Origin of the sequence: Pseudomonas sp. LAMO17WK12:I5 (assembly GCF_900215165.1) — a bacterium.
In the GTDB taxonomy this organism is placed as follows: Bacteria; Pseudomonadota; Gammaproteobacteria; order Pseudomonadales; family Pseudomonadaceae; genus Aquipseudomonas; species Aquipseudomonas putida_A.
Window position 1 is genome coordinate 463,569 of the sequence record NZ_OBDS01000001.1, and the last position, 25,658, is coordinate 489,226.

A 25,658-nucleotide genomic window follows, 5' to 3' on the forward strand; every position below is an offset into this window, starting at 1 on the left:
CGGGCAGACTCCAACCTTGGCCACCCACGACCAAGGACGCCCACGATGAAAACCCTCACCCTAAGCCTGCTCTGCCTCACCGCCCTGGCCTCACAGGCCCACGCCTCCAGCCCCGATGCCTGGGCCGCTTACGATAAAACCGTGCTCGCCAGCTGCACCAAGGCCAGCGGCCTGAAAGACGCCAAACCCGTCGGCACACCCGCGCAATTCGATGACCGCGTCGGCTACACCGCCGTGTTGCTGCAAGGCCAATACCCGCAAAAACACATGAAAGGCCAGCAAGGCACTGAGCTGTGCCTGTACAGCAAAAAGTCGAAAACCGCGTTCGTCACCGAATGGGACTCGATCCGGCCGACCGCCAAGCCTTGAGGGCTGGCGCACAACTTGCTTCGATCAGCCTCAGCCTGGCGACTTTACGTCGCCGTATCACACTCTGATTGAAGATTGATCGTGCAATGAATACGACATTTTCCTGCGTCGGTTGCGGCAAATGCTGCACCGACCACCATGTGCCCCTGACCCTCGCCGAAGCCCGCATGTGGGCGGCGGATGGCGGTCAGGTGATCGTGCTGGTGGAGGCCTTTCTCGGCAACGGCCTGGGCCTGCCGGCGCAGCAGCGTGAACACGCCGAACGGCGTTCGCTGGTGGTACGCAGCGGCACGACCGAGGCCCACGTGGCCATCACCTTTGCCGCGTACAACGTCGGTCGCTGCCGGAATCTTGACGAAGAAAACCTGTGCCGCATTTACGAACGCCGACCGTTGGTGTGCAGGATTTATCCGGCAGAAATCAATCCGCACATTCCGCTCAACCCGGCGGCCAAGGATTGCCCGCCAGAGTCGTGGCAACAGGGGCCGCTGCTGATTGTCGGCGGGGAGCTGGTCGATCAGGAACTGCTGGAGCTGATCCAGCGTTCGCGTCAGGCCGATCGCGATGACATCCGCATCAAGGATGCAATCTGCGCGGCGCTGGGGATTCGCACTACGGCGCTCAAGGGCGACGGATTTACCGCATATTTGCCGCAGATGGACGCTTTTGCGGCCGTGATCGATCAGGTTTCAGCACAGCCGCTGAGTGGAACGTCCAGTGAATGGCTGTTTCATTTGTCCGGTGATGATGTGGCCGGGCAGTTGCTTGCCGCCGGGGCGCAGGTGGTGACTGAGCCGGCGCAGACGTATGCGTTTATTTCACTGCGAGCGGCTTGATCCGGAATTTTTGTCGGGGCGAATGGCCCCTTCGCGAGCAGGCTCGCTCCCACAATGGATAGCATTTCAAATGTGGGAGCGAGCCTGCTCGCGAAGAGGCCGGCCCAGGCAACCTCAATCCCTAACCCGCCGTCCCCAGAACTCCCGCGCCAGCAACCGCAAATCCCCCGCCAGCCCCGCCACGTCCTCAGAGTTACGCTGACTCTGCCGCCCCTCATCCACCGTCAATTCCGACGCCGTGCGAATGCTGACGATATTGCGGTTGATGTCCTCGCTCACCGCACTCTGCTGCTCCACCGCCGCGGCAATCTGCAGGCTCATCTCGGTGATCTGCTCGACCCGCTCACTGATCCCGTCCAGCGCCCGCGCCGCGCGCTGTGCCTGTTCGACGCTGTTATCCACATGCTCGCTGCTCTGCTGCATCACCAGCACTGCATCGCGCGCACCGTTTTGCAGGGTGCTGATCATCCGCTGAATCTCGTTGGTCGATTGCTGCGTGCGTTGCGCCAACCCGCGCACCTCATCGGCCACCACTGCAAAACCGCGCCCGGCATCACCAGCGCGCGCCGCTTCGATCGCCGCGTTGAGCGCCAGCAGATTGGTCTGCTCGGCAATGCTGCGGATCACCTCCATCACTCCGGAAATCTCGCTGCTGTGACCTTCGAGCTGATGAATCACCTCGGTCGCCCGCCGCAACTCCTCGGCCAGACGCAACACCGCACTGCGACTCTCGCCGACCAGCAAATGCCCTTCGCGGGTTTCCGTGCCGGCCATGTCCGCCGCCACCGAGGCCTGCTGCGCATGGCTGGCAACTTGCGCGACGCTGGCGGCCATCTGATGAATCGCCGCCGCCACCTGATCGGTTTCCGCTTGCTGCGCCAACGAACTGCTGTGGCTGCTTTGCAAATGATCAACCAGTTGCGCCGCATGCCCGGCCAACTGCTGCGATGCATCACCGATGCGCCCGACCACAGCGCCGACCTGCGCTTCGAGCATCTGCAGGGCGAATTCAATCTGGCCGATTTCATCGCGGCGCCCGGTGTAAATGCTCTGACTCAACGGATTGTCCGCGACCTGCCGCACCCGTTCGCTCAGCCGCTCCAGCGGCCGCAGGATCCAGCGCACGCCCAACGCGCAGAGACTGCTGCCGACAACAAATGCCAGCCCATCGATCCATGCCGACTCCGGACGCAACCAGGCCTCGATCCCCAACACCAGCCCCAGCAACGCACTGGCCAACACCGTGATCCTGCCACGCAGACCTAAAGTGGGCAGCGGCCGCCGTCCCTTCAACTCTCCACGCAACTGCGCGTACACCCGCTCCGCCGCCGCCACCTGCCGTGCATCCGGCCGGGTGCGTACCGACTGATACTCCACCGCTACGCCGTTCTGCGTAACCGGCGTGACATAGGCGCTGACCCAATAATGATCGCCATTCTTGCAACGATTCTTCACCAGCCCCATCCACGAGCGCCCGCCCTTCAGCGTCTGCCACATATGCGCAAACGCCAGCGCCGGCATGTCCGGATGGCGCAACAGGTTGTGTGGCTTGCCGAGCAATTCGTCGCGACTGTAGCCGCTGATCCTGATGAAATCGTCGTTGGCGTAAGTGATCGCGCTGGTCAGATCAGTGGTCGAAAGAATGTTCGCGTCCGGCGCCACATCGACGTTACGGCCGGTTACCGGGAGATTGATCTTCATGGAAAGCGCGCTCGTTTTATGGGAAGAGTCGGCAGGGCTGCTGACTCTAAGCGCACCAATTGGTCAAATATTGATCTGGCTCAGGATCTGAGCACTTAGCCATCACTGCGACCGAAAATCGCAGTCGATGGCTGAAGGCGGGATAAAACTCAGCGCTTGCCCATCGAGCGACGGGTGCCCGGCGGCGCCATGCCCGGGGTCTTGGTGTGGCCGTTCTTGGCGCCGTTCTTGTACCACGGCTGATTCGAACCCTTGGCCGCCGCCAGTTCACCCGGTTTGAACGGGAACTTGAAAGCCGGAATCTCGGGTTTGGTTTCGCTGGCGTCAGTCAGCTCGGCCGGGACATCGCTTACGGCGTCGTCAACCGGCGGTTGGGTCGGGGAAGTCATAAAAGCTCCGCAAAGCAAAAAAGTCGGGCCCGAACAGTGAGCCGCGAAGGCGCGCAGTATACCTGCGCGCCTTGCGACAGCACCTGAAGATTTGCAGCGCACGCCGAACGGTTTAGAGGTAGGTGATGGTGCAATGTTTCCTAAATTGGGAATGATCGGTCCCTTTTTGAGACCGGCTAACAACAATAGCCGGCAGAGGTGCATCGCCCGCACAGACGTCTTCGCGAGCAGGCTCGCTCCCACAGGTGGACTGTCTTTTAACCTGTAGGAGTGGGCCTGCTCGCGATGAACGATGACGCGGTGCTCGGACGGATCAAGTGCGTGGATCAACCCTATCCAGCGCCCGGTTCACCGCCAGTTCGGCGAGCATGACGATCTGCTGGATCGCCAGCGCCGTGCTGCGTTGCGGGCCGCCGAGTTCATTGGCGAAGTTACTGGCCATGGCACTGGCAGAAGCCAACGATTCGTAAGCGTGGGCGAGCAGGGTTTCGGTGTCGATGCCTGGGTTGACCAGAAACATGGTGCTTGGCTGTCGCGGCTGGACGGGTTGCGGACTGAGGTAGAAATCGAGCGCACGTTTGATGGCTTCGCGGTTTTGGGCGAGGTCTTCTGCGCGGATGGCTTCGGCGAGCGGGGTTGTGGTTTCTAAGGGAGGATCGGGTACCGGTTTCGACATTGAATTGATCTCTAATCATCTGATTAAAGCCATCTCTGTCGTTTCTCACGCGACGAAGAGGTGGCAGCTATGTGCGGAGTGAGAAACCGGTAAGAGATCAACCCGGCCGAACCGAAGTCCGCCCGCACACAGCCGCCATAGAAAATCGTCGGCAGCAAATAAGCTGACGGCGATTATGGTGCGGCTGGCGCTTGATTAAAACCTCTCAGCGGGTTCTCACACCCGATCACCGATTTGCCGGTGACAACCAAAGCCTAGAGACCGCACTTCCGACGGACAACCTGAAAACCTTGTGGGAAGGTTCTGGTTATTTGGCACAGAATTAAACAGTTCAACGTAATCGGCTGACTGGACAGACCTCTTCGCGAGCAAGCCCGCTCCCACCGTTGAACCGAGTACACCTGCCAGAGATTGGTCGGCTGTCAGGCCGCCATCGCTGGCAAGCCAGCTCCCACAAAAGAGCAAAAGCAAAAGCAAAAGCAAGATCAAAAGATCGCAGCCTCCGGCAGCTCCTACAGGGAAGATAAGTACAACCCGCACGCGGCGCATGCCGCCCCACTCCAGGATGAGCGCAAGCTCGGCTGCCGCTCTTGATCTTGATCCACGGGCGACGTCGGAAGGCTGAGTGGAGGGATTGATCCGGGGGTGGGAGCGCAGCGACCGTTTGGCGCAGCCAAACACAGCGAGAGGAGGTGCAGCGAAGCAAACCGGAGGCGCTGCCCCCGGATCAATCCCGCAGCGAAGGGACCCCGAGCCCCAGCGAGCGGGCCGAACGCAGGAGCAAGCCTTTTTGGTTACTTTTTCGGCGTCTGGAAAAAGTGACTCGCCGTAAGGGCGAAACCGTAATCAGCCACACCCGCAGAAACGGATATACACCCCGGCGAAACTGACAGCGCTGACAGCTAGCCGTCACCCTACTGACCTGCAGACAGGTTTATAAAGACAACAACCCTGCCCAAACTCCGTCCGGCGCCCACCCCGCATGCGAATCCAAAAGAACAAAGCCCTGCTCGCCATCCTGTTGATCGTCCTCGCAGGCGCAGGTCTGTGGTACACCCTGAAACCCGCCCCGACCAAACTCGCCACCCCCACCGCCATCCCCGTGCGAGTGATCGCGGTCAGCGAAAAAGACGTCCCCCGCTACACCACCGGCATCGGCTCCGTACTCTCATTACACAGCGTCGTAGTACGCCCACAAGTCGACGGCATCCTCACCAAAATCCTCGTCAAGGAAGGCCAACTCGTCAAAGCAGGCGACCTGCTCGCCACCATCGACGACCGCTCGATCCGCGCCAGCCTCGACCAGGCCCGCGCACAACTGGGCGAAAGCCAGGCGCAACTGCAAGTCGCCCTGGTCAACCTCAAACGCTACAAACTGCTCAGCGTCGACGACGGCGTCTCCAAACAGACCTACGACCAGCAACAAGCACTGGTCAACCAGTTGAAGGCCACCGCCCAAGGCAACCAGGCCGCAATCGACGCGGCGCAAGTACAACTTTCCTACACGCAGATCCGCTCCCCGGTCACCGGCCGCGTCGGTATTCGCACCGTCGACGAAGGCAACTTCCTGCGCATGACCGACACCGCCGGCCTGTTCACCGTGACCCAGATCGACCCGATCGCCGTGGAATTCTCCCTGCCGCAACAAATGCTGCCGACCCTGCAAGGCCTGATCAACGATCCGCAGCACGCACAGGTCAAGGCCTACATCGGCGCTGATACCGACGGCGAAACCGGCAACCTGCTCGGCGAAGGTCACCTGACCCTGATCGACAACCAGATCAACGCCAACACCGGCACCATCCGCGCCAAGGCTGAATTCGACAACGCCAGCCAGAAGCTCTGGCCGGGCCTGCTGGTGACGGTAAAAATTCAGACGGCACTGGATAAGAATGCGCTGGTGGTGCCGCCCACCGTCGTACAGCGCGGTCTCGATCAACACTTCGTCTATCGCGTGAATGGCGACAAGGTCGAAGCCGTACAAGTGCAGATGGTTTATCAGGGCAGCGGGCAGGACATCATCAAAGGCGTGAAGGCCGGTGACGTGCTGGTGACGGACGGCCAGTCGCGGCTCAAACCCGGCTCGACCGTGCAGGTCATGAGTGAACCGCCACAGGTAGTGCAAGCGGAGCCGAAACCATGAAGGCGCACAAAGGCGTCTCCACCTGGTGCATCGATCACCCGGTCGCGACGATTCTGTTGACCATCGCTTTGGTGCTGGTCGGCGTAATTGCCTTCCCGCGCCTGCCGATTGCCCCACTGCCGGAAGCGGAATTTCCGACAATTCAGGTCTCGGCGCAGTTGCCCGGCGCCAGCCCCGACACCATGGCCTCGTCCGTGGCCACGCCGCTGGAGGTGCAATTCAGCGCCATCCCCGGCATGACCCAGATGACTTCCAGCAGTGCGCTCGGCTCCAGCCTGCTGACCCTGCAATTTACCCTCGACAAGAGCATCGACACCGCCGCCCAGGAAGTCCAGGCGGCGATCAACACCGCTGCCGGCAAACTGCCCAAGGACATGCCGACCCTGCCGACCTGGAAGAAGGTCAACCCGGCCGACAGCCCGGTGCTGATCCTCAGCGTCAGCTCGACGCAAATGCCCGGCACCGAACTCAGCGACCTGGTGGAAACCCTGCTCTCGCGTCAGATCAGTCAGATCGACGGTGTAGGCCAGATCAACATCACCGGTCAGCAACGTCCGGCGATTCGCGTGCAAGCCTCGGCCGACAAACTGGCGGCGATCGGCCTGACCCTGGCCGATATTCGTCTGGCGATCCAGCAGACCAGCCTCAACCTCGCCAAAGGTGCGTTATACGGCGAATCGAGCATCTCGACGCTGTCGACCAACGACCAGTTGTTCCATCCCGAGGACTACAGCCAACTCATCGTTTCCTACAAGGACGGCGCCCCGGTTCACCTGCGCGATGTCGCCAAAGTCGTCAACGGTTCGGAAGATGCCTACGTGCAAGCCTGGGCCGGTGATCAACCCGGGGTGAACCTGGTGATCTCGCGCCAGCCCGGCGCGAACATCGTCGAAACCGTCGACCGCATTCAAGCCGCCCTGCCCGGCCTCGAAGCCATGCTCCCGGCCTCGGTGCAGGTGAAAACCCTGATCGACCGCACCCAGACCATCCGCGCCTCGCTGCATGAAGTCGAGATCACCCTGTTGATCGCGATCCTGCTGGTGGTGGCGGTGATGGCGCTGTTCCTGCGGCAGTTGTCGGCGACGATGATTGTGTCGGCGGTGCTCGGTGTATCGCTGACCGCCAGTTTCGCCCTGATGTACCTGCTGGGATTCAGCCTGAACAACCTGACGCTGGTGGCGATCGTCGTCGCGGTCGGGTTTGTCGTGGACGATGCGATTGTGGTGGTGGAGAACATCCACCGGCATCTGGAGGCCGGCGACAGCATGCGCGAAGCGGCGGTCAAAGGTGCCGGCGAGATCGGCTTCACCGTGGTTTCGATCAGTTTCTCGCTGGTGGCGGCGTTCATTCCTCTGCTGTTCATGGGCGGTGTGGTCGGGCGGCTGTTCAAGGAATTCGCCCTGACCGCGACCTCGACCATCTTGATTTCGGTGGTGGTGTCGCTGACCCTCGCGCCGACGCTGGCAGCGCTGTTCATGCGCAAACCGGTGCACCACGCCCACGACAAACCGGGCTTCAGCGAGCGCTTGCTGGCCTGGTACGAAAAAGGTCTGCGTCGCGCCCTCGCCCACCAGAAGTTGATGATTGGCGTATTCGGCCTGTCGCTGGGACTGGCGATTGCCGGTTACATCTTTATCCCCAAGGGTTTTTTCCCGGTGCAGGACACCGGTTTCGTCCTCGGCACCACCGAAGCCGCTGCGGATATTTCCTACGGCGACATGGTGAAAAAACACTTGGCCATGGCCGAAATCGTCGCCGCCGATCCGGCCGTTCAGGCGTTCTCGCACTCGGTCGGTGTGTCCGGCAGCAACCAGACCATCGCCAATGGGCGCTTCTGGATTGCCCTGAAAAAACGCGGTGACCGCGATGTCTCGGCCAGCCAGTTCATCGACCGGATTCGTCCGCAATTGATGAAAGTCCCGGGCATCGTCCTGTACTTGCGCGCCGGCCAGGACATCAACCTCAGTTCCGGCCCGAGCCGCGCGCAGTACCAATACGTACTCAAGAGCAACGACGGCGCGACCCTCGCCACCTGGACCCAGCGCCTGACCGAAAAGCTGCGCAGCATCCCGGCGTTCCGCGACATTTCCAACGATCTGCAACTGGGCGGCAGCATCACCCACATCAGCATCGACCGCAGCGCCGCCGCGCGTTTCGGCCTGACCGCCAGCGATGTCGACGAAGCGCTGTACGACGCCTTCGGGCAGCGCCAGATCAACGAGTTCCAGACCCAGGTCAACCAGTACAACGTGATTCTCGAGCTGGACACCAAGCAACGCGGCAAAGCCGAAAGCCTCAACTATTTCTACCTGCGCTCGCCGCTGAGTGGCGAGATGGTGCCGCTGTCGGCGCTGGCCAAATTCGATGCGCCGACCATCGGCCCGCTGTCGATTGCCCATGACGGCATGTTCCCCGCCGCCAACCTGTCGTTCAACCTGGCGCCCGGCGTGGCGTTGGGCGACGCGGTGATCCTGCTCAATCAGGCCAAGGCCGAGATCGGCATGCCGACCGCGATCAGCGGCAATTTCCAGGGCGCGGCGCAGGCTTTCCAGAGTTCGCTGGCCAGTCAGCCGTGGCTGATTCTCGCGGCGCTGGTGGCGGTGTACATCATTCTCGGCGTGCTCTATGAGAGCTTCGTACATCCGCTGACAATCATCTCGACGCTGCCGGCGGCCGGTCTCGGGGCGGTGATCATGCTGTGGATCTGCGGTCAGGATTTTTCGATCATGGCGTTGATCGGGCTGGTGTTGCTGATCGGTATCGTCAAGAAGAACGGCATCCTGATGATCGACTTTGCCCTGGAAGCCCAGCGTCATCGCGGACTGGCACCGCAGGATGCGATTTTCGAAGCGTGCCTGACGCGGTTCCGGCCGATCATCATGACCACCCTCGCCGCCCTGCTCGGCGCGTTGCCGCTGATGCTCGGTTACGGCACCGGCGCGGAACTGCGCCAGCCGCTGGGGATCGCGGTGGTGGGCGGCTTGCTGGTCAGCCAGATGCTGACGCTGTTTACCACGCCGGTCATATACTTGTGGCTTGAGCGGCTTTTCCACAGGCCCAAACCAATGCCCACGACGGCACTGGCGACCACAGACTGAGGCAGGGTCATGCGCGTTCTGATTATCGAAGACGAGGAAAAAACCGCGGACTATCTGCACCGCGGTCTGACGGAACAGGGTTACACCGTGGATCTGGCCCGCGACGGCGTCGAAGGCCTGCACCTGGCGCTGGAAAGCGACTACGCGGTAATCGTCCTCGACGTCATGCTGCCGGGCCTGGATGGCTTCGGCGTGCTGCGCGCATTGCGTGCACGCAAGCAGACCCCGGTGATCATGCTCACCGCCCGCGAGCGCGTCGAAGACCGCATCAAGGGCCTGCGTGACGGCGCCGACGATTACCTCGGCAAACCGTTTTCCTTTCTGGAACTGGTGGCCCGCCTGCAGGCGCTGACCCGGCGCAGCGGTGGCCATGAACCGGTGCAAGTGAGCATCGCCGACCTGTGGATCGATCTGATCAGCCGCAAGGCCACCCGCGCCGGCACCCGGCTGGATCTGACCGCGAAAGAGTTCTCGCTGCTCAGTGTTCTGGCGCGCCGGCAAGGTGAAATCCTCTCGAAAACCGCGATTGCCGAGATGGTCTGGGACATCAATTTCGACAGCGACGCGAATGTCGTCGAAGTCGCAATCAAGCGTCTGCGCGCCAAGCTCGACGGGCCGTTCGACGAGAAATTGCTGCACACCATTCGTGGCATGGGTTATGTGCTGGAGAGCCGTGGTGTCCAGTAATTCCATCGCCCTGCGCTTGAGCGGGATGTTTACGCTGGTGGCGCTGCTGGTGTTTCTGTTGATCGGCGGCGCGCTGTATCAGCAGGTCGACAAAGGCCTGGGTCTGCTGCCGGAAGCCGAGCTGGATGCGCGCTACAGCGTGCTGGAGTCGGCGCTCAATCGTTATGGCACGCCTGAGCATTGGGTGAAGATCAACGCCAAGCTCAAGCTGCTCGGCGAGGAAGACAAGCGCATTCGTTTCTGGGTGGTCAGCGGTGATCCCGGTTACGAGTACGGCGCGCCGGACGCGCGGATCCGCGCCTTCGCCAAAGGCCCGACGGGCATGCATGACCTGCAGTTGCCCGACCATCCCTATCCGCTGAAAGTGCTGCTGACCGAACTGCCGGCCAAGGATCAACGCCCGCCGCTGCGCTTCATGATCGGCATCGATACCGAGACTTTCCACGAGACTCAGCACAGCCTGCTGATCGCCTTGGTCAGCCTGGCCATTGTCGGCGTGCTGCTGGCCTCGGCGCTGGGTTACTGGGTGGCGCGGATCGGTCTCAAGCCGCTGATCAAACTGTCTCACGAAGCCCAGCGCCTGGCACCGCCACTACGGGCCGGACGCCTGCGCATGTCGCCCTTGCCGCCGGAGCTGGAGCAGTTTGTCGACTCGTTCAACTCAACCCTGGAGCGGGTCGAACAGGCCTATTCGCGCCTGGAATCGTTCAACGCCGACGTCGCCCATGAACTGCGCTCGCCACTGACCAACCTGATCGGCCAGACCCAGGTCGCGCTGACCCGCGGGCGCTCCGCCGAGCATTACTTCGAAGTGCTGCAATCGAACCTCGAAGAGCTGGAACGCCTGCGTTCGATCATCAACGACATGCTGTTTCTGGCCAGCGCCGACCAGGGCAGCAAGGCGACCAAGCTCACCGAAACTTCGCTGGCTGATGAAGTCGCGACCACTCTGGAGTACCTGGATTTCATCCTCGAAGATGCGCAAGTGCAGGTGCACGTCAGTGGCGATGCGCAGGTGCGGATCGAGATCGCGCATCTGCGCCGGGCACTGATCAATCTGCTGAGCAACGCCGTGCAGCACACCGAGCCGGGCAAGGTGATCGAGGTGTGCATCGAAGTTGAAGACCATCAGGTCAGCATTGGTGTGGCCAACCCCGGATCGCCGATTGCCAGCGAGCACTTGCCGCGTCTGTTCGAACGCTTCTACCGGGTCGATGCCTCGCGCAGCAACAGCGGCAACAACCATGGATTGGGGCTGGCGATCGTCAAGGCGATTGCGCTGATGCACGGTGGTGATGTGTTTGTGCGCAGTGATCGGGGGATGAATACCTTCGGCATCCACCTCCCCGTTTAATCGCTGATTAAAGTCCCCTGTGGCGAGGGGATTCATCCCCGATGGGTTGCGAAGCGACCCCAAAATCCAGCGATCGCGATCTTCCTGACACAACCAGTACAAAGGATTGAGGGCTGCTTCGCAGCCCATCGGGGATGAATCCCCTCGCCACAGGGAATGGAGTCAACCCGCGGTTGATCTTTGCTTGTGCTGTAACAGTCATTTATGAAAATCACGCTGTTTCTCGGCGCCCGGCAACCTTATCTTTGCCCGCACCAAACAGCACTTGCCAAGCAAGAAGGTTTTCAAGATGTCCAACAGTATGGGTATTGCCAGCGCTTTCGTTTTGTCCTCATTGATCCTGTCGCCGATGGCGATGGCTGAAGAATCGCAAGCGTTCGTAGCGCAGAATGCCGCTCGCGCTCACGCCTTCGAACAATCTCAGGCAGAAGTGATGGCCAAGTCGCAGGACGCCTCGCAAGCCCCTCAAGCCGCCACTTCCCAGGCTCAAGCGGCCGAGAAAGACAGCTGAGTCGCGCACCGCGAAACATTTCCCTCGACGCGGTTGTTTGGCTCTTCCCGTTCAACCGTCGTCCTTCCAGGCCGCTGCCTTTCAGCGGCCTTTTTTCGTTGTGGTCTGAAAGCCGTTTGGTTCGTCTGTAAAAAACAAGAAACATCCCGCACCTCAAGACATTGAAGTGTCAGTTGACCCAAGGAGCTCCGTCGCAAGTGCGTTACCCAGTCAGTTTTACCCCACTGTTCATTGCAATTGCCGCAACGATTGCCCCCGCCGCTCATGCCGACGAAGCCGCCAAACAAGGCTTCATCGAAGGCTCGAGCCTCAACCTCAACGCCCGCAACTACTACATGAATCGCAACCGTCTGCAGCAGACGGACGACAACATCGAGTGGGGCCAGGGTTTTCTCGGGATTTTCCAGTCGGGTTACACCGAAGGCACGGTCGGCTTCGGCATCGATGCCCACGCCATGCTCGGGCTGAAGCTCGACGGCGGTGGCGGTACCGATGGTTCGAGCATCCTGCCGATCAGCGATGGCAACGGCAAAGCGCCGGGCTCGTTCTCGACTGCGGGCGGCACGTTGAAGATGCGCGCGTTCGATACCGAGCTGAAGGCCGGTGACCTGTTCCTCACCAACCCGGTGATTGCCGGCGGTGATTCGCGCATGCTGCCGCAGACCTTTCGTGGCGTGAGCCTGACCAACCACAGCTTCGACGGCTGGATGTTCGAAGGTGGCCAGGCCAGTTTTACCAAGCCGTACAATCAGAGCGGTCGCCAGCGCATCGGCACGTCCTACGGCAAACTCGCCGAGGGCGACGAAAGCCGTCACCTGAACTGGGCCGGCGTGTCCTGGAGCGGCGTCGAAGGCCTGACCAGCAATCTGTACGCCGCCGAGCTGAAGGACATCTGGAACCAGTACTACTACGACCTGGATTACACCTGGCAGTTGAACGATCTGGTCAGCCTCAACCCGGGCCTGCACTTCTATCACACGCAGGACACCGGCGACGCGCTGCTGGGTAACATCGACAACAACACCTACAGCCTGCATTTCACCGTCGGCATCGGCAACCACAGCGTCACCGCTGCGTACCAGCGCGTGAACGGCAACACGCCGTTCGACTACATCAGCCAGGGCGACAGCGTTTACCTCGATAACTCGCAGCAGTACTCGGACTTCAACGGCCCGAACGAGCGCTCGTGGAAGCTCAAGTACGCCTATGACTTCGCCGGTCTCGGTGTGCCAGGCCTGACTTCGGCAGTTTCCTATTCGCGCGGCACCGTGGACCTGACCAAGGTCGATCCGGGCAGCAAAGGCTATGCCTCGTGGTACAGCGCTGACGGTCGCAACGCCAAGCACTGGGAACGCGACCTCGATTTGAAATACGTGGTGCAGAGCGGTCAGGCGAAAGACCTCGCGGTACGCCTGCAATGGGCGACCAACCGGGGTGGCAACGGTTACGGCGCGATTGATACGGATACCGATGAATACCGGGTGATTGTCGACTACCCGATCAACGTCTTCTAAGATCCCCCCTGCACCACGGTCTTGAATTTAGAGATGTACCCTGTGGGAGCGGGCTTGCTCGCGAAAGCGGTCTACCATTCGACATCCAGGTTGAATGACACAGCGCTTTCGCGAGCAGGCTCGCTCCCACATTGGGAATGGTTTCTGGCTTCAGCAGCAGTGTTTGTGCAACTACTCTTATAAGTCTTACCCCAACCGACAGCCCCCATCATGATCGCGAGCCGTACCCCACCTCTGGCGGGCAAGACCGGACGCCCCGAATTGCTGCTGATCTGCGGCAGTTCGCTGACCGTGATCGCGATTCTGTGCATCGTCACTTTTCTGCTGATTCGTGAGCACGCCAACGCTCAGGAAGCGGCCACCCGCAGCGCCACCACCATCGCCCAGTTGATCGACGCCGACGTCCTGCGCACGGTCGAGCTGTACGACCTGACCCTGCAAGGCCTGATTGCCGCTGCTCAACGCGACGACCTGCGCGACGTCACCCCGCAGATCCGCCATCTGGCACTGTTCGACCGCTCCACCACCGCGCGCTTCAAGGGCGACATCCTGCTGCTCGACAAGCACGGCGATGTGGTCGCCGACTCATCACGCATCGAACCCAAACCGGGCAACTTCGCCGACCGCGATTATTTCCTCGCCCACGCCTTCAACCGCGATACCGGCATGTTCATCAGCCGCCCGTTCAAGACCCGCTGCGATTGCGACGAAGCCAATCAGTGGCGCATCAGCTTCAGTCGGCGGATTTCTTCGGACACTGGAGAATTCGCCGGCGTGGCGGTGGCGTCGATGAAACTCGACTACTTCGATCAACTGTTCAACAGCCTCGACATCGGCAAGGACAGCACGCTGAACATCATCAACAGCGACGGCGTGCTGCTGGCGCAGAAGCCTTATCTGCAAAGCGACTCCATCGGCAAGAGTTTCGGCAACCGGCCCAACGTGGTGCGGATTCTCGGCGACAAGGATGGCAGTGGCAGTTTCACCAGCACCTCAAGCATGGATCATCAGCAACGGCTCTACACTTACTCGCGGGTCGGCAATCTGCCGTTGACCGTTATGGTCGCGCTGTCCAGTGATGAGGTGTTTGGCACCTGGCGCCGCACCGCACTGTTGATCAGCGGCGCCACCGGCGTGCTGTGCGCCGGGCTGCTGTGGCTGACCTGGCTGCTTGCCCGTGAGCTGCGCCTGCGCCAGCGCGCCGAACGTGAACTGGCGCAAATGGCCGCCACCGATGCGCTGACCGGCGTGGCCAACCGGCGGATGCTCGATCAGGCGCTGCGCCACGAATGGTTCCGCGCCCAGCGTTCGGGCAAGCCGCTGTCGGTGATGATGATCGATGCCGACCACTTCAAGGCCTTCAACGACCGGCATGGGCACCAGGCCGGTGATCAGGCGCTGCGCGAACTGGCCAGGGTAATCACCGCGAACGTGCGACGACCGGGTGATCTGGTCGCCCGTTACGGTGGCGAAGAGTTCTCGGTGATCCTCGCTGAAACCGACAGCAGCGGCGCGCGACAGATTGCCGAACATATCCGCCAGGCGGTCGAGCAGATGCCGAGGGTCGACGGGGCCGAACGGCCGATGACGGTGAGTATTGGCATCGCGACGTGGACGGCGGCGAGCGAGATGACGCTGGAGCAGTTGTTGTTTGCAGCGGACAAGGCGCTGTATCAGGCCAAGGAAGGTGGGCGTAACCGGATAGTAGTGGCTGGCTGATTTTTGCGGCGATTGAACTGGCCTCTTCGCGAGCAAGCCCGCTCCCACAGGGGAATGCATTCCAAAATGTGGGAGCGGGCTTGCTCGCGAAGAGGCCTGAACAGGCAACATCAAATTCAAGGCATAAAAAAAGGCCATCCGAGGATGGCCTTCAAAAAACTAGAGAGGTTTTTTACTTACACCGCCGCAACCGGGCGCATGTAAGAGATTGGTGCGGTGCTGGCGTCTTCGAACGTCACGACTTCCCACGCATCTGTCTGCTCAATCAACTTGCGCAGCAGCTGGTTGTTCAGTGCATGACCGGACTTGAAGCCTTTGAACTCACCAATCAGGCTGTTACCCAGCAGGTACAGGTCGCCAATCGCATCGAGGATCTTGTGCTTCACGAATTCGTCTTCGTAGCGAAGGCCGTCTTCGTTCAGTACACCATCGGAATCCACCACGATCGCGTTTTCAACGCTGCCGCCGAGTGCGAGGTTGTGCTTGCGCAGGTACTCGATGTCACTCATGAAACCGAAAGTACGGGCGCGGCTGACTTCTTTTACGAACGAAGTGCTGGAAAAATCCACGCTTGCACTTTGGGTGCGGTCCCGGAAAACCGGGTGATCGAAGTCGATCTCGAAGCTCACCTTGAACCCTTCGAAAGGGACGAAAGTGGCGCGCTTGTCGCCGTCTTCCACTGTCACTTCACGCAGGATGCGGATGAATTTCTTGGCGGCGTCCTGCTCTTCCAGGCCAGCCGATTGAATCAGGAATACGAACGGTCCAGCGCTGCCATCCATGATCGGGACTTCGGACGCGGAGAGCTCGACGTAGGCGTTATCGATGCCCAGGCCAGCCATGGCCGAGAGCAAGTGCTCTACCGTGTCCACTTTGACGTCGCCGTTGATCAGCGTCGTCGACATAGTGGTTTCACCGACGTTTTCCGCGCGGGCAGGAATCTGCACCACAGGGTCGAGGTCAGCGCGACAAAACACAATGCCAGTGTCGACAGGCGCAGGCTTGAGGGTCAGGTAGACCTTCTCCCCGGAGTGCAGGCCTACACCTGTGGCACGGATAATATTTTTCAGTGTGCGTTGTTTAATCATGGCTTGGGCCGCTTCAGCGCAAATTGCGAACTGGTATCAACAAAGGCTGGCGATAATAGCAGACCGAGCCTTTGCTGAACACCAATCACCGTCATAGCCCTGATACATTCCATCAATCGGCCTGACGACGCAGGAATGCCGGGATGTCCAGGTAATCCAGATCGTCCTGCGGGTTCATCTTCGCGGCAGTCGCAGCACCGGCCTGAGCCTGGTTGCGCATGACGGTCGGACGGTCCAGGTCACGGTAGTTCACCGCCGGAGCTTCCTGACGCGCAGGAGCCGGTTGTTGAACCTGAGCGGCAGCCATGGAGGTGTGAACGGTATTGTCGATGACCTTCACAGGCTTCTCGATTTTCGCGCCCAGACCGGTGGCAACCACGGTGACGTGCAGTTCGTCGCGCATGTCCGGATCGATAACGGTACCGACCTTGACCATTGCGTGCTCGGAAGCGAAGGCTTCGATGATGCTACCCACGTCGGAGTACTCACCCAGGGACAGGTCAGGACCGGCGGTGATGTTCACCAGGATGCCGCGTGCACCTTGCAGGTTCACGTCTTCCAGCAGCGGGTTGCGGATGGCCGCTTCGGTCGCTTCACGCGCACGGTTCGGACCGCTGGCGCAGCCAGTGCCCATCATCGCCATGCCCATTTCGCTCATCACGGTACGCACGTCGGCGAAGTCGACGTTGATCATGCCCGGACGCTTGATGATGTCGGAGATACCGCGAACGGCACCGGCCAGTACGTCGTCAGCCTTGGCGAAAGCCGACAGCAGGCTTGCGTCTTTACCGAGGATGGTCAGCAGCTTCTCGTTAGGGATGGTGATCAACGAGTCGACGCTTTCGGAGAGCATGCGGATGCCTTCGTCGGCGATCTGCATACGCTTGCGGCCTTCGAACGGGAACGGACGGGTCACGACCGCAACGGTCAGGATGCCCATTTCCTTGGCCACTTCGGCGATGATCGGTGCAGCACCGGTACCGGTACCGCCGCCCATGCCAGTGGTGATGAACACCATGTTGGTGCCCTGCAGGACTTCGGCAATGCGCTCACGGTCTTCGAGAGCGGCCTGACGACCTACTTCAGGGTTGGCGCCAGCGCCCAGACCTTTGGTCACGCCGGTGCCCAGTTGCAGGATGGTGCGCGCGCCGATGTTTTTCAGCGCTTGAGCATCAGTGTTGGCGCAGATGAATTCGACGCCTTCGATGTTGCTCTTGACCATGTGGTTGACAGCGTTGCCGCCGCCACCGCCAACACCGATAACTTTGATTACCGGGCTTGCGGGGATGTTGTCTACGAGTTCGAACATTTTCCCTCTCCTTACATTCTCTAGTTTTTTCGCCTACTGCATTTTTGTAGCGGTGTTGCGGTAAAGCTTTAGAAGTTGCCTTGAACCCACTTCTTCAATCGGTCCAGCAACGGCGCCTGTGGCTCATCGTTGCTGTAGCTGTCGCGGCTGCCGATGCCCGAGAACGAGATCCCGTCGGACTGCTTCTGCAGGCCGTACATCAACAAGCCCACGCCAGTGGAATAAATCGGGTTGCGCACCACGTCATCCAGGCCCTTCACGCCATGCGGCACGCCCAGGCGCACCGGCATGTGGAAGATTTCTTCAGCCAGTTCGGTGGCACCTTCCATCTTCGACGTACCGCCGGTCAGGACGATGCCCGCCGGGATCAGGTCTTCGTAGCCGCTGCGACGCAGCTCGGCCTGGATCAGGGTGAACAGTTCGTCGTAACGCGGCTCGACCACTTCGGCCAGGGCCTGACGCGACAGTTCGCGCGGTGGACGGTCGCCAACGCTCGGCACCTTGATGGTTTCGCCGGCACCGGCCAGTTTGGCCAGGGCGCAGGCGTAGCGGATCTTGATCTCTTCGGCGTACTGGGTCGGGGTGCGCAACGCCATGGCGATGTCGTTGGTCACCTGATCACCGGCAATCGGGATCACCGCGGTGTGGCGGATCGCGCCTTCGGTGAAGATCGCGATGTCGGTGGTGCCGCCGCCGATGTCGACCAGGCACACGCCCAGCTCTTTTTCGTCGTCGGTCAGTACCGAGTAAGCCGAGGCCAGTTGCTCGAGAATGATGTCGTCGATTTCCAGACCGCAGCGACGCACGCATTTTTCAATGTTCTGGGCAGCATTGACGGCGCAGGTGACCACGTGAACCTTGGCTTCCAGACGGACGCCGGACATGCCCAGAGGCTCGCGGACGCCTTCCTGGTTATCGATCACGTAATCCTGCGGCAGGGTGTGCAGCACGCGCTGGTCAGCCGGGATCGCCACGGCCTGGGCGGCGTCGAGTACGCGCTCCAGGTCAGCCGAGCTCACTTCGCGATCACGAATCGCCACGATGCCGTGGGAGTTCAGGCTGCGGATGTGATTGCCGGCCACGCCGACGAACGCCGAGTGAATGCGGCAGCCCGCCATCAGTTGGGCTTCTTCGATCGCGCGCTGGATCGATTGCACGGTGGATTCGATGTTCACCACCACGCCCTTCTTCAGGCCGCGGGACGGGTGAGTACCGATACCGACGATTTCCAGCGTGCCGTCGTCCGCGACCTCGCCTACCAGCGCCACCACCTTGGAGGTGCCGATATCCAGACCGACGATCATTTTGCCGCTTTGCACGTTTGCCATGGGTCCTGCCTCTTCTTAATTCTTTGCGACAGCGGGTTGGGCTGTCGTCGGCGCTACTGGTTCCCGCCAGCCAACAGCGAGGCCGTTGGCGTAGCGCAGATCGATGCGCGCAATGTTCGTAATCTGGTCTTTAAGCGTCTTGTCATAGATGGCAATGAAGCGGCGCATCTTTTCCACCAGGTTGCCGCGTCCCAGCAGCAACTCGATGCCGGGGCCGGAGCTGCCGGCACCGGTGGTCAGGAACCAGCTGCCACGTTCACGCAGTTCCAGGCGCGCGATCGAGAAGCCCAGCGGCCGGAGCATCTGGCTCAGCACCTGATACTGCTGCATCACTTGCTGCTGCGCCCGTTGTGGGCCGAACAGCTGTGGCAGGTGTTCGTAGTTCGCCAACTCCTTTGGCGTGAAGGCCTGACCCTGGTTGTTGAGCAGCGACTCGTCGCCCCAACGGGCCACCGGCAGTTGCTCTTCGAGGCGGATCACCACCTGATCCGGCCACACCCGGCGTACTTCGGCGTGGGCGATCCATGGCATCTGCTCAAGCTCGGTCCGCATGCTGGCCAGATCAATGGTGAAGAAGCTCGACGCCACGTACGGGGCGATTCGCTGCTGCACCGCTTGCTGACTGATGTAGCTCAGGTCGCCCTGCACGGCGATCTTGGTGATCGGCCGATCGGCGTACGGCAGCAAACGCTGTGCGCCTTCGTAGGTACCGAACCCGAGCGCCACCAGCAGCACCGGCCAGAACAGGCTTTTCAGAAAGCCGAAATTGGCTTTCGGCAGGCGCGCGGACATCGGCTCTTTGGCCACCATTCGGCTGGCACCCCGCGGCACCGGCTTGCGGCCGGGTGCGGGTGGCTGATGTCTGAGATGAGCGCCTTGCATGGTCTTAACCTCGCGCCTCTGTGTTACCGGAGCCTTCAACACTGGCGGCCAGAATGGCCAGAACCAGTTGCTGGAAGTCCAGACCGGCAGCACGGGCCGCCATCGGCACCAGACTGTGATCGGTCATGCCCGGTGCGGTGTTCACTTCCAGGAACCAGAACTGTCCGTCGGCGTCCTGCATCACGTCCGCCCTGCCCCAACCGGCAATACCCAGCGCCTCACAGGCCTTGGCCGTGAGATCCATGAGTTCTTGCTCTTTGGCGGCATCCAGCCCGCACGGAATGCGGTACTGGGTATCGTTGGCGATGTACTTGGCGTCGTAGTCGTAGAACGTGTGCGGTGTACCCAGGGCGATAGGAGGCAACACCTGGTCACGCAGGGTGGCGATGGTGAACTCCGGACCTTGAATCCATTGTTCAACCAAGACTTGCGAATCGTAGGTACTGGCCGCTTTCCATGCGTCGATCAACTCGGACGCAGAACTCACTTTGGCCATCCCGATACTTGAACCTTCATGCGCCGGTTTGACGATCAAAGGGAAGCCCAGTTCCGTCGCCGCGCAAATACAATCGGCTTCGCTGCACAGCACGGCGTGACGCGGCGTCGGAATCCCGAGGCTGTGCCAGACCTGCTTGGTGCGCAGTTTGTCCATCGCCAGTGCCGAAGCGAGGATGCCGCTGCCGGTGTAGGGAATGCCGGCGCATTCGAGCAGGCCCTGCATCGAGCCGTCTTCACCGCCACGACCGTGGAGAATGATGAACGCGCGGTCGATCTTTTCATTCAGCAGACGCTGCAGAAAATCCTCGCCGACGTCGATCCCGAACGCGTCCACGCCCGCGCTTTGCAGCGCGTCGAGCACGGCGTTACCGGATTTCAGCGAAACCTCACGCTCGGCACTCATGCCACCGAACAGCACGGCGACACGGCCGAAATCTTTCGGCGCGATGGTGGAGAACAGGTTGGCGTAGGCAGCAGTCATTTCAACTTCCCCTCGACCGACGCAGCCACGGCGCCGGCGAACAATTCACTTTTCAACAGCTTCGGCGCGAGACCGCCGATATCCCCGGCGCCCTGGCACAGCAGGATGTCGCCGGCACGCAGCAGCGGCTTGACCAGCGGCGCGAGGTCGACACCGCGCTCGATGTAGATCGGGTCGAGCTGACCACGCTGACGGATGCTGTTGCACAGCTTGCGGCTGTCCGCGCCCGGGATCGGCTCTTCGCCCGCCGGATAGACTTCCATCAGCAGCAGCACGTTGGCATCGGCCAGTACATTGACAAAATCGTCGTACAGGTCACGGGTGCGGCTGTAACGGTGCGGCTGGTAGACCATCACCAGACGGCGCTCCGGCCAGCCACCGCGCACGGCTTTGATCACGGCGGCGACTTCGGTCGGGTGGTGACCGTAGTCGTCGACCAGCATCACGTTACCGCCGTCCACCGGCAATTCGCCGTAGACCTGGAAGCGTCGGCCAACGCCCTGGAACCCGGACAGGCCCTGGACGATGGCTTCGTCGCTGACGCCTTCGTCGGTGGCGATGCAGATGGTCGCCAGCGAGTTGAGCACGTTGTGGTTGCCCGGCATGTTCACGGACACATCCAGTGGCTCGCGATCCGGGCGCAGCACGGTGAAGAAAGTCTGCATGCCTTGCTGGCGCACATTGATCGCGCGCACGTCGGCGTCTTCGCTGAAGCCGTAGGTCACGGTCGGACGCTTGACCAGCGGCAGGATTTCGCGCACCACCGGATCGTCCAGGCACATCACCGCCAAACCGTAGAACGGCAGGTTATGCAGGAACTCGACGAAGGTTTTCTTCAGCTTGTTGAAGTCACCGTCGTAGGTCGCCATGTGATCGGCGTCGATGTTGGTGACCACGGCCACCAGCGGTTGCAGGTGCAGGAAGCTCGCGTCGCTTTCGTCGGCTTCGGCGATCAGGTAGCGGCTGGTGCCGAGCTGGGCATTGGTGCCCGCCGCATTCAGACGGCCACCGATGACGAAGGTCGGGTCCAGGCCACCAGCGGCGAACACCGAAGCGATCAGGCTGGTGGTGGTGGTTTTGCCATGAGTACCGGCGACGGCGATGCCGTGGCGATAGCGCATCAGCTCGGCGAGCATCTCGGCACGCGGTACCACCGGGATACGACGCTCAAGGGCGGTCGCCACTTCCGGGTTGGAGGTGTTCACAGCGCTGGAAACCACCAGCACATCGGCGGTCGCAGCGTTCTCGGCACGGTGGCCGATATAGATGTGCGCACCGAACGATTCCAGACGCTCGGTCACCGGCGAAGCCTTCAGGTCGGAACCGGACACTTCGTAGCCCAGGTTCAGCAACACTTCGGCAATCCCGCACATGCCCACGCCGCCGATACCGACGAAGTGGATACGACGGATGCGGCGCATTTCCGGTTGTGGCATGGCTTTCTGATTCTCAACCATGGGCCACCTCCAGGCAGGTATCGACCACGCTACGGGTGGCATCGGGTTTGGCCAGACGGCGGGCCGCTTGGGCCATTTCTTCGAGTCGTTGCGGTTGCATCAAGACCTCTGTCAGGCGCGCGGCAAGGTCCGCGGCACCAGTCGTTCTTTGCGGCATCACGAAGGCAGCGCCTTCACGGGCCAAATAATCGGCGTTGCGGGTCTGGTGATCGTCGATCGCGTGGGGCAAAGGCACCAGCATCGAGGGCAGACCAACGGCAGCCAGCTCACTGATGGTCAGCGCGCCAGCGCGGCACACCACCAGGTCAGCCCAGCCATAGGCCTGGGCCATGTCTTTGATAAAGGGCTGCACCTGCGCATCCACGCCGGCGGCGCGGTAGCGCTCTGCAGTCACTTCATCGTGGTTTTTGCCGGCCTGATGAAACACTTCCGGACGCAAATCGGCAGGGACTTGCGCCAGGGCTTCAGGCAGCAACTTGTTCAACGGTTCTGCGCCCAGGCTTCCGCCGAGGATCAGCAAACGCGCTTTGCGCCCGGCCAGGGCCGGTCGCGATGTTTCGAGGAACAGCTCGCTGCGCACCGGGTTTCCGGTGGTACGGCGGGTGTCCGACAGAGTAAAGGTGTCGGGGAACGCTTCACACACTCGGGCGGCGAACGGCACCAGCAACCGATTGGCGGTGCCGGCCACGGCGTTCTGCTCGTGAACGATCACCGGCACACCGGCCAGTTTCGCGGCAATCCCGCCAGGCCCGGTCACATAACCACCGAAGCCGACCACGCAGACTGGACGCAACTTGCGAATCACCGCCCGCGCCTGCCACACCGACTTGAGCAACATGAACGGTGCCTTGAGCAGCGACAGCTTGCCCTTGCCACGCAACCCGGTGGCATTGATGCGGTGCAGTTCCAGACCTGCAGCCGGCACCAGTTCGTTTTCGATTCCGCGTGGCGTGCCGAGCCAGTGCACGGTGTAGCCGCGCGCCTGGAATTCGCGGGCACAGGACAGCGCCGGGAACACGTGGCCGCCGGTGCCGCCGGCCATGATCAATACGTTAGCGCCCATGGTTCGGCTCCTCGGCGAAGTCGCTCTCATGGAACTCCATCTCTTCACTGCCCAAGTGGGTCCGACTCTCCCACTCGATCCTCAGCAACAAGCCGAGGCAGGCGCAGCAGATCACCAGGGAACTGCCGCCATAACTGAGGAACGGCAGGGTCAGGCCCTTGGTCGGCAGCAGACCGACGTTCACCCCGATGTTGATCAGGAACTGACCGATCCACAGGAACGACAGACCGTAAGCCACATAAGCGGCGAAGAACTGCTTGGCTTTTTCGGCCCACAGACCGATGTACATGCCGCGAATACACACGAAGACGAACAGCGCGACGGTGCACAGCGAACCGACGGCGCCGAGCTCTTCGGCCAGCACCGAGAACACGAAGTCGGTGTGCGCTTCAGGCAGGTAGAACTGTTTCTGCACGCTGTTGCCCAGGCCAACGCCCAGCCACTCACCGCGACCGAAGGCAATCAACGCCTGCGACAACTGATAACCGGCGCCGAACTGGTCGGCCCACGGGTCGGCGAAGTTAGTCAGACGCGCCATCCGGTAGGGCTGCATCTGAATCAGCAAGACCACGGCCCCGACTGCCAGTACCACCATCAGCGAGAAGCGGAACAGCCCGACCCCGCCAAGGAACAGCATCGCCGCCGCAGCCCCCATCATTACCACGGTGGCACCGAAGTCCGGCTCCATCAGCAACAGACCCGCCATGGGCAGCAGCACGATGAACGGCTTGAAAAAGCCCATCCAGCTCTCGCGCACTTCTTTCTGCCGACGCACCAGATAACCGGCGAGGTAAATCACTACGAAGACTTTGGCGATCTCCGACGGCTGTACGTTGAAGAAGCTGAAACCGATCCAGCGCATCGAACCGTTCACTTCACGGCCGATCCCGGGGACGATCACCATCACCAGCAGACCGAATGCACCGATCAGCATCATCCAGCCCAGACGCTGCCAAGTGGCGATCGGAATCATCATGGTGATGATGCAGGCACCCAGGCCCAGCGCCACATAGATCAGGTGGCGAATCATGTAGTACAGCGCGCTGCCCGACTGCGCCGCCGCCACTTCGGTGGAGGCCGAGGCGATCATGATCAGGCCAAGGCCCAGGAGCGCCAGGCAACCGGCGAGCATCGGGAAGTCGAGGTCGATGCCACGGCCGGTGATGATCGGCGACGGGTACGGCTTGATGATATTGCGCAGGCTCATGCCAGATCCTCCACGGCGCGGACGAACTGGTGACCACGGTCTTCGTAATTCTTGAACATGTCGAAACTGGCGCAGGCCGGCGACAGCAGCACTACGTCACCCGGCTGGGCGACCGCGCGGCACTGCGCAACGGCGTCGACCAGCGAGGTCGCGCGAATCAGTGGCACGGCGTCACCGATGGCCTCGCCGATCTTGTCGGAGTCTCGGCCCATCAGGATCACGGCGCGGCAGTTGGCCGCCACCGGATCGCGCAGGTCGTTGAACTCGGCGCCTTTGCCGTCGCCACCGGCGATCAGCACGACCTTGCCGTCGATATCCGCACCCAGGCCTTCGATGGCGGCCAGTGCGGCGCCGACGTTGGTGGCCTTGGAATCGTTGTAGTAACCGACGCCATCGAGATCACGCAGCCACTGGCAGCGGTGTTCGAGACCGGCGAAATTGCGCAGGGCCGACAGCATGGCGTCGAATGGCAGGCCGACCGCATGCCCCAGCGCCAGCGCCGCGAGGGCGTTGGCCTGGTTATGCGCGCCGCGCACTTTCAGTTCGCGCACTGGCATCAGGTTCTGGAATTCGAAGGCCAGGTATTTCTCGCCGTCTTCTTCGCGCAGGCCGAAGGCCTTGAAATCCGGTTTGTTCAGGCCGAAGGTCCAGCAAGGCTGGCCTTCGCCGATCAGCGGACGACTGAGTGCATCCTGACGATTGACCACGAACTGCTTCGCGCCACGGAAGATCCGGTGCTTGGCCAGGTGGTACGCCGGCAGGCCGCTGTAGCGGTCCATATGGTCTTCGCTAATGTTCAGCACGGTGGCCACTTCAGCGTTGAGCTGGTCGGTGGTTTCCAGCTGGAAGCTCGACAGCTCCATCACGTACAGCTCGACGTCATCGCTGAGCAGTTCCAGTGCTGGCGTACCGAGGTTGCCGCCCACCGCGACGCGTTTGCCGGCCGCAGCCGCCATCTCGCCGACCAAAGTGGTGACGGTGCTTTTCGCGTTGGAACCGGTGATGGCCACGATCGGCGCCCGCGCGTTACGCGCGAACAGCTCGATGTCGCCGGCCATTTTCACGCCACGGGCGGCAGCGGCTTGCAGGGCCGGGGTCGCCAGCGCCAGGCCAGGGCTCACGTAGAGCTCGTCGGCACGGCACAGGAATTCGACGTCCAGCTCGCCACAACGCACTTCCACGTGCGGATAGTCACGCTTGAGCGTGGCCAGTTCCGGTGGATTGTCCCGCGTATCGGCGACGGCAAACGACACGCCCCGGTTCGCCAGGAAGCGAACCAGGGACATGCCGCTCTTGCCGAGGCCGACAACGATGCGGAAGTGGTCAGAAGCGATCAGAGACACTCGTT

The 25,658-nt window shown here is 61.5% G+C and carries 21 protein-coding genes and 1 pseudogene; 9 read left to right on the forward strand and 13 right to left on the reverse strand.

The features are described 5' to 3' along the window. Nucleotides 1-45 precede the first annotated feature (45 nt). Both CRO59_RS02105 and CRO59_RS02110 read left to right on the forward strand, forming a co-directional pair. Nucleotides 46-369, forward strand: coding sequence for a hypothetical protein (locus CRO59_RS02105; RefSeq protein WP_097086192.1), 324 nt, complete (start codon nucleotides 46-48; stop codon nucleotides 367-369). Between the two features lie 86 nt (nucleotides 370-455). Next, on the forward strand, nucleotides 456-1,205 hold the full coding sequence (locus tag CRO59_RS02110) for a YkgJ family cysteine cluster protein (RefSeq protein WP_097086194.1): 750 nt from the start codon (nucleotides 456-458) through the stop codon (nucleotides 1,203-1,205). Between the two features lie 114 nt (nucleotides 1,206-1,319). Here the strand turns inward: CRO59_RS02110 and CRO59_RS02115 are convergent, their stop codons facing one another. The 4 genes and pseudogenes from CRO59_RS02115 to CRO59_RS02125 all read right to left on the reverse strand — a co-directional run bounded on the left by CRO59_RS02115 (nucleotide 1,320) and on the right by CRO59_RS02125 (nucleotide 3,971). After that, a complete protein-coding gene (locus CRO59_RS02115) occupies nucleotides 1,320-2,420 on the reverse strand; it encodes a methyl-accepting chemotaxis protein (RefSeq protein WP_371917796.1) in 1,101 nt (366 codons plus the stop codon). A gap of 204 nt (nucleotides 2,421-2,624) precedes the next feature. Continuing rightward, nucleotides 2,625-2,906: pseudogene (locus CRO59_RS29165) on the reverse strand (PAS domain-containing protein); the annotation flags it as partial. 149 nt (nucleotides 2,907-3,055) lie between these two features. Beyond that, nucleotides 3,056-3,295, reverse strand: a complete 240-nt coding sequence (locus tag CRO59_RS02120; protein WP_041071739.1) for a hypothetical protein — start codon at nucleotides 3,293-3,295, stop codon at nucleotides 3,056-3,058. A gap of 313 nt (nucleotides 3,296-3,608) precedes the next feature. Then, entirely contained in the window at nucleotides 3,609-3,971 is a 363-nt protein-coding gene (locus tag CRO59_RS02125; RefSeq protein ID WP_097086196.1) for a DUF6124 family protein, read from the reverse strand. A 982-nt stretch (nucleotides 3,972-4,953) separates the two neighbouring features. Here CRO59_RS02125 and CRO59_RS02130 point away from each other — a divergent pair. The 7 genes from CRO59_RS02130 (at nucleotide 4,954) to CRO59_RS02160 (ending at nucleotide 14,997) form a co-directional block, all read left to right on the forward strand. After that, entirely contained in the window at nucleotides 4,954-6,114 is a 1,161-nt protein-coding gene (locus CRO59_RS02130; RefSeq protein ID WP_097086197.1) for an efflux RND transporter periplasmic adaptor subunit, read from the forward strand. After that, nucleotides 6,111-9,212, forward strand: coding sequence for a multidrug efflux RND transporter permease subunit (locus CRO59_RS02135; RefSeq protein ID WP_097086198.1), 3,102 nt, complete (start codon nucleotides 6,111-6,113; stop codon nucleotides 9,210-9,212). The genes CRO59_RS02130 and CRO59_RS02135 overlap by 4 nt, the downstream gene beginning before the upstream one ends. A 9-nt stretch (nucleotides 9,213-9,221) precedes the next feature. Further along, nucleotides 9,222-9,899: a heavy metal response regulator transcription factor gene (locus tag CRO59_RS02140; protein ID WP_007916978.1), complete on the forward strand. Its 678-nt coding sequence runs from the start codon at nucleotides 9,222-9,224 to the stop codon at nucleotides 9,897-9,899. Further along, complete coding sequence (locus tag CRO59_RS02145; protein ID WP_097086200.1) at nucleotides 9,889-11,253, forward strand: heavy metal sensor histidine kinase; 1,365 nt, start codon at nucleotides 9,889-9,891, stop codon at nucleotides 11,251-11,253. Before CRO59_RS02140 ends, CRO59_RS02145 begins: the two co-directional genes overlap by 11 nt. A gap of 289 nt (nucleotides 11,254-11,542) precedes the next feature. Beyond that, nucleotides 11,543-11,764 carry a hypothetical protein gene (locus CRO59_RS02150; protein ID WP_027612176.1) on the forward strand — a complete coding sequence of 74 codons (222 nt, stop codon included), beginning with the start codon at nucleotides 11,543-11,545 and terminating at the stop codon, nucleotides 11,762-11,764. Between the two features lie 197 nt (nucleotides 11,765-11,961). Continuing rightward, nucleotides 11,962-13,278 carry an OprD family porin gene (locus tag CRO59_RS02155; protein ID WP_097086202.1) on the forward strand — a complete coding sequence of 439 codons (1,317 nt, stop codon included), beginning with the start codon at nucleotides 11,962-11,964 and terminating at the stop codon, nucleotides 13,276-13,278. A gap of 210 nt (nucleotides 13,279-13,488) precedes the next feature. Next, nucleotides 13,489-14,997, forward strand: a complete 1,509-nt coding sequence (locus CRO59_RS02160; protein ID WP_097086204.1) for a sensor domain-containing diguanylate cyclase — start codon at nucleotides 13,489-13,491, stop codon at nucleotides 14,995-14,997. A gap of 176 nt (nucleotides 14,998-15,173) precedes the next feature. On the opposite strand, the gene lpxC is transcribed toward CRO59_RS02160, so the two are convergent. The 9 genes from lpxC to murD form a co-directional block, all read right to left on the reverse strand. Beyond that, on the reverse strand, nucleotides 15,174-16,085 hold the full coding sequence (lpxC, locus tag CRO59_RS02165; RefSeq protein WP_007961638.1) for a UDP-3-O-acyl-N-acetylglucosamine deacetylase: 912 nt from the start codon (nucleotides 16,083-16,085) through the stop codon (nucleotides 15,174-15,176). A 112-nt stretch (nucleotides 16,086-16,197) separates the two neighbouring features. Then, nucleotides 16,198-17,394, reverse strand: a complete 1,197-nt coding sequence (gene ftsZ, locus CRO59_RS02170) for a cell division protein FtsZ (RefSeq protein ID WP_007961637.1) — start codon at nucleotides 17,392-17,394, stop codon at nucleotides 16,198-16,200. A 68-nt stretch (nucleotides 17,395-17,462) separates the two neighbouring features. Continuing rightward, nucleotides 17,463-18,722 carry a cell division protein FtsA gene (gene ftsA / locus CRO59_RS02175; RefSeq protein ID WP_003228014.1) on the reverse strand — a complete coding sequence of 420 codons (1,260 nt, stop codon included), beginning with the start codon at nucleotides 18,720-18,722 and terminating at the stop codon, nucleotides 17,463-17,465. Nucleotides 18,723-18,737: 15 nt separating this feature from the next. After that, on the reverse strand, nucleotides 18,738-19,604 hold the full coding sequence (locus tag CRO59_RS02180) for a cell division protein FtsQ/DivIB (protein WP_007961636.1): 867 nt from the start codon (nucleotides 19,602-19,604) through the stop codon (nucleotides 18,738-18,740). A gap of 4 nt (nucleotides 19,605-19,608) precedes the next feature. After that, the gene (locus CRO59_RS02185) at nucleotides 19,609-20,583 is read right to left on the reverse strand and encodes a D-alanine--D-alanine ligase (protein WP_097086206.1); all 975 of its coding nucleotides are present in this window, start codon (nucleotides 20,581-20,583) and stop codon (nucleotides 19,609-19,611) included. Continuing rightward, nucleotides 20,580-22,040, reverse strand: coding sequence for a UDP-N-acetylmuramate--L-alanine ligase (gene murC, locus CRO59_RS02190; RefSeq protein ID WP_007961634.1), 1,461 nt, complete (start codon nucleotides 22,038-22,040; stop codon nucleotides 20,580-20,582). The genes CRO59_RS02185 and murC overlap by 4 nt, the downstream gene beginning before the upstream one ends. Further along, nucleotides 22,033-23,103 (reverse strand): undecaprenyldiphospho-muramoylpentapeptide beta-N-acetylglucosaminyltransferase, encoded by a 1,071-nt coding sequence (gene murG / locus CRO59_RS02195; protein ID WP_027612180.1) that lies wholly within the window; start codon nucleotides 23,101-23,103, stop codon nucleotides 22,033-22,035. The genes murC and murG overlap by 8 nt, the downstream gene beginning before the upstream one ends. Next, nucleotides 23,093-24,310, reverse strand: a complete 1,218-nt coding sequence (gene ftsW / locus CRO59_RS02200; RefSeq protein ID WP_003228018.1) for a putative lipid II flippase FtsW — start codon at nucleotides 24,308-24,310, stop codon at nucleotides 23,093-23,095. Before ftsW ends, murG begins: the two co-directional genes overlap by 11 nt. Continuing rightward, nucleotides 24,307-25,653, reverse strand: coding sequence for a UDP-N-acetylmuramoyl-L-alanine--D-glutamate ligase (gene murD, locus CRO59_RS02205; RefSeq protein ID WP_097086208.1), 1,347 nt, complete (start codon nucleotides 25,651-25,653; stop codon nucleotides 24,307-24,309). The genes ftsW and murD overlap by 4 nt, the downstream gene beginning before the upstream one ends. Between the last annotated feature and the right edge of the window lie 5 nt (nucleotides 25,654-25,658).

Coding starts and splice junctions, on each gene's coding strand:
- CRO59_RS02105 (WP_097086192.1), top strand. CDS start 46: ATGAAAACCCTCACCCTAAGCCTGCTCTGCCTCACCGCCCTGGCCTCA.
- CRO59_RS02110 (WP_097086194.1), top strand. CDS start 456: ATGAATACGACATTTTCCTGCGTCGGTTGCGGCAAATGCTGCACCGAC.
- CRO59_RS02120 (WP_041071739.1), bottom strand. CDS start 3,295: ATGACTTCCCCGACCCAACCGCCGGTTGACGACGCCGTAAGCGATGTC.
- CRO59_RS02125 (WP_097086196.1), bottom strand. CDS start 3,971: ATGTCGAAACCGGTACCCGATCCTCCCTTAGAAACCACAACCCCGCTC.
- CRO59_RS02130 (WP_097086197.1), top strand. CDS start 4,954: ATGCGAATCCAAAAGAACAAAGCCCTGCTCGCCATCCTGTTGATCGTC.
- CRO59_RS02135 (WP_097086198.1), top strand. CDS start 6,111: ATGAAGGCGCACAAAGGCGTCTCCACCTGGTGCATCGATCACCCGGTC.
- CRO59_RS02140 (WP_007916978.1), top strand. CDS start 9,222: ATGCGCGTTCTGATTATCGAAGACGAGGAAAAAACCGCGGACTATCTG.
- CRO59_RS02150 (WP_027612176.1), top strand. CDS start 11,543: ATGTCCAACAGTATGGGTATTGCCAGCGCTTTCGTTTTGTCCTCATTG.
- CRO59_RS02160 (WP_097086204.1), top strand. CDS start 13,489: ATGATCGCGAGCCGTACCCCACCTCTGGCGGGCAAGACCGGACGCCCC.
- lpxC (WP_007961638.1), bottom strand. CDS start 16,085: ATGATTAAACAACGCACACTGAAAAATATTATCCGTGCCACAGGTGTA.
- ftsZ (WP_007961637.1), bottom strand. CDS start 17,394: ATGTTCGAACTCGTAGACAACATCCCCGCAAGCCCGGTAATCAAAGTT.
- ftsA (WP_003228014.1), bottom strand. CDS start 18,722: ATGGCAAACGTGCAAAGCGGCAAAATGATCGTCGGTCTGGATATCGGC.
- CRO59_RS02180 (WP_007961636.1), bottom strand. CDS start 19,604: ATGCAAGGCGCTCATCTCAGACATCAGCCACCCGCACCCGGCCGCAAG.
- CRO59_RS02185 (WP_097086206.1), bottom strand. CDS start 20,583: ATGACTGCTGCCTACGCCAACCTGTTCTCCACCATCGCGCCGAAAGAT.
- murC (WP_007961634.1), bottom strand. CDS start 22,040: ATGGTTGAGAATCAGAAAGCCATGCCACAACCGGAAATGCGCCGCATC.
- murG (WP_027612180.1), bottom strand. CDS start 23,103: ATGGGCGCTAACGTATTGATCATGGCCGGCGGCACCGGCGGCCACGTG.
- ftsW (WP_003228018.1), bottom strand. CDS start 24,310: ATGAGCCTGCGCAATATCATCAAGCCGTACCCGTCGCCGATCATCACC.